Source organism: Treponema sp. (assembly GCF_052169735.1).
GTDB lineage: Bacteria > Spirochaetota > Spirochaetia > Treponematales > Treponemataceae > Treponema.
The window spans coordinates 1-7,733 of record NZ_JBQNBW010000085.1 but is presented as its reverse complement, the minus strand read 5'-3'; the positions used below and the strand labels follow the sequence as shown (position 1 = coordinate 7,733).

7 protein-coding genes are annotated in these 7,733 nt (G+C 46.1%); 2 read left to right on the top strand and 5 right to left on the bottom strand.

The annotated features are described in order from the left end of the window. The 4 genes from ACTTJ8_RS10915 to ACTTJ8_RS10900 all read right to left on the bottom strand — a co-directional run. On the bottom strand, positions 1-349 hold a 349-nt coding region (locus tag ACTTJ8_RS10915), incomplete at its 3' end, for an AAA family ATPase (protein WP_442716934.1). Positions 350-777: 428 nt separating this feature from the next. Beyond that, the gene (locus tag ACTTJ8_RS10910) at positions 778-1,302 is read right to left on the bottom strand and encodes a cysteine hydrolase family protein (RefSeq protein ID WP_442721197.1); all 525 of its coding nucleotides are present in this window, start codon (positions 1,300-1,302) and stop codon (positions 778-780) included. Positions 1,303-1,453: 151 nt separating this feature from the next. Further along, positions 1,454-2,644 (bottom strand): glycine C-acetyltransferase, encoded by a 1,191-nt coding sequence (locus tag ACTTJ8_RS10905; RefSeq protein WP_442721196.1) that lies wholly within the window; start codon positions 2,642-2,644, stop codon positions 1,454-1,456. Between the two features lie 131 nt (positions 2,645-2,775). After that, positions 2,776-3,750 (bottom strand): L-threonine 3-dehydrogenase, encoded by a 975-nt coding sequence (locus tag ACTTJ8_RS10900; RefSeq protein ID WP_442719517.1) that lies wholly within the window; start codon positions 3,748-3,750, stop codon positions 2,776-2,778. 232 nt (positions 3,751-3,982) lie between these two features. Here ACTTJ8_RS10900 and ACTTJ8_RS10895 point away from each other — a divergent pair, with 232 nt between their 5' ends. Next, on the top strand, positions 3,983-4,684 hold the full coding sequence (locus ACTTJ8_RS10895; protein ID WP_442721195.1) for a queuosine precursor transporter: 702 nt from the start codon (positions 3,983-3,985) through the stop codon (positions 4,682-4,684). A gap of 501 nt (positions 4,685-5,185) precedes the next feature. After that, positions 5,186-5,341, top strand: a complete 156-nt coding sequence (locus ACTTJ8_RS10890) for a hypothetical protein (protein ID WP_442716465.1) — start codon at positions 5,186-5,188, stop codon at positions 5,339-5,341. A gap of 11 nt (positions 5,342-5,352) precedes the next feature. Here the strand turns inward: ACTTJ8_RS10890 and ACTTJ8_RS10885 are convergent, their stop codons facing one another. Continuing rightward, on the bottom strand, positions 5,353-7,446 hold the full coding sequence (locus ACTTJ8_RS10885; RefSeq protein WP_442721194.1) for a methyl-accepting chemotaxis protein: 2,094 nt from the start codon (positions 7,444-7,446) through the stop codon (positions 5,353-5,355). Between the last annotated feature and the right edge of the window lie 287 nt (positions 7,447-7,733).

Sequence of the window (7,733 nt, the reverse complement as noted above, 5' to 3'; positions counted from 1 at the left end):
AACGCAGAGTTTCATCTAAAGCACCGCTCTGTTCATATTGCCCGGTATTAAAATCAAGATACAGCACAGGATATTCTTGCCACGCGGCTCTGTTTTCCAATACTGCTTGTCCTTCCTCAGCGTTTGCAAGGTATAGTCCTTTGAATAGCTCTTTTTTTCCGAGAAAGTACGCAGATAAAGTCGAAAGGAATAAACTCTTGCCGAATCGCCGCGGACGGCTGAGGAAATAGACTCGGCCGCTTGTTACTAATTGAAAAAGATAGGCTGTTTTGTCTGCATAGAGATAACGGTCATTCCGTAATACTTCAAAACTCTGTACGCCGATTGGTATTTTTCGTGGAAAGCTCATGCAAGCATTATAGCAGATTTTTCTTATCAAGCCTATCTTTGCCTGATGAAGTGCCGGCATCCGTGTCGGATCGCACACATAGTTCGAAACGTTGAGCAATGCTCATAAGCCGCGTCGGGATTAGTGATTTCCGTGCAGGCAGCCTGCTAGATTAGACCTATTCGATAACTGCGTTTCCGAATAGGTTTACCGCGTTAGCGCTGGGAGCGGCGGCGTAGCCGTTCGGGAGTGAACGATAGTGAGCGGACGAATGGAGGCGGAAGCCGGAACCGCGGACATAGCGACCGCCGCTTTCCCAAAACTCCTTGCTGTTTTGGGAAAGCGGGGGGAACGCCCGGCTCTCTAACAGTAACCTATAACAATAATCTGACGAGATGAGTAAAAAGAGGGGGTGGGATGGCGCTTATCCGCTGGTATGATTGGATGCGCTATGCGTTGTCTATGATAATTTGGCACATCCGCATAACTTGCAGTGCAGCGTGGTGATTTTCGGGTGTTGTCCCTGCACAACAGGCTGCGTCAACGTGGATGGGTACTTCCGGTAAGAATGCCTTGAGCAGTAATGCATTTGAGACAACACAAATGTCTGTGCATAAGCCGATCAGCGTGATAGAGCGGATGGGGCTTTTTTCATGCAAGGATTTTAAGGATTCTGCCAGCGCAACCGAACCAAAGGCTGATTTTTCGTAGATTTGATCTGTTGCGAGTTTTTTGACTGGAGCTGTGAGTTCCCATCCTTCGGTATTTTTTATGCAATGCTGCACGGGGAGGAATGTTCCCTCTTGAGATTGCAGGTAGGAACACTGATGGGTGTCCTGCGTAAAGACAATTTTGCCGTGAAAGGTTTTGATTTTGTTGACGGCATTTTGCACTATTGCTTGAGCCTCTTTTGTACCCAAGCTTCCGTTTACAAAATCATTTTGCATATCAATAACAGCTAGTATATCATCCATAGAAAGCCTCTTGCAGATTAAATGATGGGAACCCCTAAAAATCCATGCCGGTGTTCTTAGAGGATCCCTTCTATAACATTACTTTTGATTACTTTTACTTGTGCTTGTGATTAGTCGCGATTACTCGTGATTAGTCGCGATTACTCGCGGCTTACGCGATAATGCCCATTTCTTTTCCGACTTTTTCGAAGATGGCGATAGCGCGGTCAAGCTGTTCGGTGGTGTGTCCTGCCGTTACCATACAGCGGACACGTCCGGTGCCTTTGGGTACGGTGGGGAACACGATCGGCCCGATGAATAAGCCGTTTTCAAAGAGCTTTTTGGAGAACTCAAGGGTTTTTGCTTCTTCTCCGATGATGACCGGCGTAATGGGGGTTTCGCTGTGTCCGGTGTTAAAGCCGAGGTGAGCGAGCTTTTCTTTGAAGTAGCGGGCGTTTGTCCACAGCCGGTCGGTGTATTCGGTTGATTCCATGAGCATTTTGATGGCTTCGATACAAGCACCGATAGCGGCAGGGGGGAGTCCGGTGGAGAACAGGAAGGGGCGGCCGCGGTTTTTCAGCCAGTCGATGCTGACTTGCTTACCGGCAACGTAGCCGCCGACAACGCCGATTGCCTTGGACAGGGTACCGATTGCAAAGTCTACTCTGCCGTGCAGGTGGAAGTGGTCAACGGAGCCGCGTCCGCTTTCGCCTAATACACCGCTTGCGTGAGCGTCATCCACGTAGGTTAAGCACTCGTATTTTTCTGCAAGTGCAACGATTTCCGGCAGCTTGGCAATGTCGCCATCCATGGAGAACACGCCGTCGGTGATGATGAGGATGTTGCGGTAGTTGGGGCGCTTTTCTTTTAAAACCCGCTCTAGGTCTGCCATGTCGGAGTGCTTAAACACTGCCTTATCGGCTTTTGAAAGGCGGGAGCCGTCGATGATGGATGCATGGTTTAATTCATCGGATAGGATGAGGTCGCCCTTGTCGGTAACCGCTTGGATAACCCCGGCATTGCAGTTAAAACCTGACTGGAAGGTGAGTACTGCTTCTTCCCGCTTGAACTTTGCCAGCAGTTCTTCCAGCTCATCGTGGATTTTCATGTTGCCGATGATGGGGCGGACTGCTCCTGCACCTGCGCCGTAGGTTTCGATCGCTGCGATTGCCGCCTTCTTTAAACGGGGGTGGTTTGCAAAGCCTAGATAGTTATTTGATGAAAGGTTGATAACTTTCTTTCCATTGATAACGCATTCTGCTTCGTTCGGTCCGTCAAGGGTTACCGGTACCTTATACAAGCCTTGATCTTTTAATTCCTGTACTTTTTGTTGTAAAAAAGCCATTTCGTGAATATTGCTCATCGTTTTCTCCTCAGTAAAGTGAAAGTGAAAATATTGATACTAGACCTGTTCGATAACTTCGTTGTCGAACAGGTCGACGAGTTCTAAATCGTACAAATGGCACGATTTAGAACATCGCATTTCAAGGGGGATTATTTCCGTGCCGACTGATACGCAACGCCGAGCCGCTTGCTCAGTTTTTCCAGCATATCGATGGTCATGGTTTCCAGATCGTATTCGGGTTTCCAGTTCCATTCATTCCGTGCGCAGGTGTCGTCAATGGAGTTCGGCCATGAATCGGCGATTGCCTGCCGCATGGGGTCAACCTTGTAGGTTATCTGAAACTCCGGGATGTGCTTTTTGATTTCCGCTGCGATAATTTCCGGTGTGAAGCTCATGGACGCGATATTAAAGGCGTTGCGGTGGACTAAGTTTGCCTCATCTGTTTCCAAAAGCTGCTGTACTGCTTTGAGGGCATCGGGCATATACATCATGTCCATATAGGTGCCTTCTTTAATAAAGCACTCGTATTTTTTGTTCTTGAGCGCTTCGTAATAAATGTCAACAGCATAGTCGGTAGTGCCGCCGCCGGGTAGGGTAGTGTACGAAATAAGACCGGGGAAACGAACGCCGCGGGTGTCTACGCCGAAGCGTTTGTGGTAGTAGTCGCAGAGCAGCTCACCTGAGACCTTTGTTACGCCGTACATTGATGTCGGGCGCTGAATGGTGTCTTGCGGGGTTTTATCCTGCGGGGTCCCCGGCCCGAAGGCTGCGATGGAGCTGGGGACAAAGAACCGGTATTTGTTTTCCCGAGCAATTTCCAGCATATTGTATAATCCGTGGATATTGATGTTGAATGCCATTTGCGGATCGCGTTCTGCAACAGCGGAAAGAAGCGCTGCTAAGTGAATGACGGCATCTACTTTATATTTTTTACATACATCGGCAACTTTCTGCGGTTCCAATACGTTCAGCTGCTCAAAAGGCCCGGATTCAAGGACTTCCGGCATGTCTTTTTTAACTACATCACTTGCAATTACATTACTGCCGCCGTAGGTCTTGCGCAGGTGCATAACCAATTCACTGCCGATCTGACCGAGGGCTCCTGTTACTAGTATTGTTTTCATTTTGATATTACCTCCTATAAAAACTTTTGCAGGAAATATCAATTTCCGAAAAAGTTTTTAGCCGTGCGCATAATGCGCACATATACAATAATCGAGTTTGCAACGCAAACTTGAGATAAAAAGCACCGACGCCATTTTAGGCGGCGCTTTTTATGATACCTCCTCAGATAATACACTTTTAATCTACATATTTAGTATATCACTATTTTTGTGAATTTGCTATAATAAAATAATGAATGACACTATTTTGGTAGATGAAGCAAAAGACTTCACGAAGAAAAAGAATTTCTTGCCGGTTCTTTCCGGACTCTTTGTCGGTGTATTGGTTCTGTCGAATATTTTGGCAGTAAAGATGGTGCAGATCGGTCCGTTTGTATTTGACGGCGGCACGCTGCTTTTTCCATTTTCCTACATATTCGGTGATGTACTCACTGAGGTGTACGGATATCGGGATTCCCGGAAAGTGATTTGGACGGGCTTTGCAGCGCTTGTCTTTATGACCTGCAATATCTGGCTGGTTAGTATCCTCCCTGCGGAGGGCAGCTGGAACCTCCAAAACGATTTTAACAATATTTTGCTGCAAATGCCTCGAATCAGCGCAGGCAGTATCTGCGGCTATTTTATCGGTGAGTACAGCAATTCTGTCGTCCTTTCTAAGATGAAGGTGATGAGCGGCGGTAAACACTTATGGATGCGCACCATCGGCTCTACTTTGGTAGGAGAGCTGCTCGACAGCGTTGTCTTTGTGGTGATTGCTTTTTCCGGGCTGTATGCTTCTTCGGTTTTAGTTGTGATGGCTTTTTCCAATTATCTTTTCAAAACGGCGATAGAGGTTGTTTGTACACCTCTTACCTATGTGGTTGTCAACTTCTTTAAAAAACACGAACAGCTTGACACCTACGACTATGGAGAGCGGTACAATCCGCTGCCGTAGACCTTTTGCAAATATACGACGCATCTACTGCGTCGCACGCCGAAAATAAATGCTCAACGTATTATAAATACGCCTGCGCTTTATTTTCGGCTAACTCCTTGTATCTACGCCGTCTCTTTGCAAAAGCGCTGGAGGGGTATACATCTGAGTTGTCGCTGTACTGACAGGATGTCAGTGGTTCCATACAGTATCGAGTTTTTCGTTTATGAAAAACTCGAAGTTCAGAAATGTACATGGACGTACATTTCTGAACAATGGCATCCATACCGCTGCTGCAAACAGTCCTCAACGTATCAGAACGGACAGGGATGTCCGTGGTTCCACGCAGTAGCGACGTTTTTGCACAGCAAAAACTCGCCGTCAGCAAATGTACACGGATGTACGTTTGCTGACGATGTATCTACGCCGTCTCTTTGCAAAAGCGCTGGAGGTGTGTGCATCTGAGTTGTCGCTGTACTGACAGGATGTCAGTGGTTCTATACAGTATCGAGTTTTTCGTTTATGAAAAACTCGAAGTTCAGAAATGTACATGGACGTACATTTCTGAACAATGGCATCCATGCCGCTGCCGGTACAGCGGATATACTTGGAAATTTTTTTGCCGGTGCCGCAGCGGGTATAGACGTGAGGATTGTGCCGGGGATGGCAGCTTCATGAGCCTCCCTGATTTATACTTTAAACTTGCCCACCTCGTTTGCCAAATTATCAATACTCTGTTTATTTTTCTCAGTAATTTCACGGACTTCCTGCACAGCGTTGTTGATTTGCACAGCGCCGGAAGCCATCTCGTTCATACTCTCAGTTATAACGCGGGTAAGACCGTCCAGCTTTTGCATCTCTTCCGCAACACCTTCTCCGCCTTTCAGCATTTCCTCAGAACCTGCTTGTACTTCTACCGTTACCGTGTTAATGCTCTTAATAGCGGTTAGTACTTCCTTACTGCCATGTTCCTGTTCACGCATTGCTTCAGTCAGCCGGTTACTCATTTCTTTAACCTGCTCCGCAAGGCTGAAAATTGCATTGAACTTTTCTTCTACCGTTTTTGACGAAGCGGAGAGGGTTTCAATTTCGCCCGATAAGGTTTTAAGCGTTGCGGTAATGGTTTTTCCTTGGACTGAAGACTCCTCGGCGAGTTTACGGATTTCGTCTGCAACAACGGCAAAGCCCTTTCCTGCTTCCCCTGCATGAGCCGCTTCTATCGCAGCATTCATCGCCAACAGGTTGGTCTGAGAAGCAATATGCTGAATAACACTGCTTGCTTCCATCAGCGAGCCGGACTCTTCTGCAATCTTTTGTGTTACGGTGTTGGATGTTACCAATGTTGCTTTGCCGTCGCCGGTTGCCGTTGTAAGACTTCTAATTACCTCATCGGTTTTACCAAGTGTTTGTCCAATCGAGGCGATATTGGCAACCATTTCTTCTACGGAAGAGGAAGACTGAGCGACACTTGCCGCCTGCGTTTCGATGCTGTTATTCAGCTGTTTAATGGTGCGGACAATTTCCTCTACGGTTGCTGCCGTTTCGGTAACGCTTGCCGCTTGGGTCATTGCCTGCTGTTTAACCCCTTCGATATTCGCGCTGATTTCATTTACAGCGCTGGCTGTTTCAGTCATATTGGAAGAAAGCTCATTTCCGATTTCTTCCATTACATTAGTGTTAATGCCGACTTGCTTGATGGATGCACCGATTTTAGCGATGGTCTGATTAAAATATTCTGACATATCGGTAATTTCATCGTTGCCATGCACCGGCAGACGAACAGTCAAATCTCCTTCACCTTGCGCTATATTTCGCAAAACCGCTACCACCGTTTGTATCGGTTTTACCATCATACCAGCAACAAGGTACACAATAAGCAGTGCAATTATCAAAATAATGATGCCGATACCTATCATTGAAAGACGCAAGGTGCTTACCGTTCCCATAAATTCGTTTTTAGGAGCGCGAATAATAACAGTCCAACCGCTATCTTTTATCTTAGCAAAAGAAGCAATAATTTCAACACCTTTGTATGTGAGATATCCAATTTCGCTTTTTTTGCTTTCGAGCGCGTGCTTTAAAAAAGTTGCGGTGGATACCAACGAGGAATCACTTTTCGAAGCTTCAATCAAATTGTAGCTTTTTTCAACCACTTCTTTATTCTTATGACCGATAGTCGTACCTGTCCGCCCGATAATATAGCAATAACCCGTTTTTCCAATAACAAGGTCGTCTATATCGTTGGAAGCCTGCTGTCCGGTAATTCCTGCGGAAAGAACGCCGATAGTAGCTCCCGAATCATTTTTAATCGGTACCGCAAGAATTATTTGCAGTTTGTTTGATGTGCGGGAGATAAGCGGCTCTGCGATAAAGGCTATCCCTTTTGCCGCCGATTGGAACCACTCACGGTCGCCTACAAAAGTCTTTTTACCCGAAGTATCGACTCTGTTTCCTTGCAAGTCGCAAACCGCTAACAGGTCTATTTTATCATTATGTTGTACTTCGGACACAAGAGATTTTGCTTTATCATACAAAGACATCGTTTCATCGCGTAGAATAGGCATCCGTGCAAGTCCTTCAGAAAACTGAAAGAGTGAAGACATTCTTCCATCGATTATTTCTGCAATATCATCAACTTTATCAATAAGATGCGTTTCGACCTTTTCGATTACAGCTTTGCGTGCGATTTTAACAGCAAGTAAGCCTTGAATAGTTGAAGCAAGAGCAATCAATAATCCGAAAATAAGAATAAGTTTGTAGCGAAGCGAAAAACGCTTTTTCATTGTATACTCCTTTGTAGGGGAATTTTATTTGGCTGTTAAATTTTAAAGAACGGGCATCTTGTCCGTTACGACCAAAGGGCGCACCCTTTGGAAACCCAAGAACAAAAATTATCGTAAATGGATAGTAATGCTACCCGAATGAGAGGAGTACTATGAGGAATTTATCTTTTTTAAAAGGAATGCAAAGACACGGATGCGCCGGATAGTGCAAAAAAAGCCTTTTGGAAATAGACGACGCAGTAGATGCGCTGTATATTTCCAAAAAATGGGGGGGGGGGGGGGGGGGG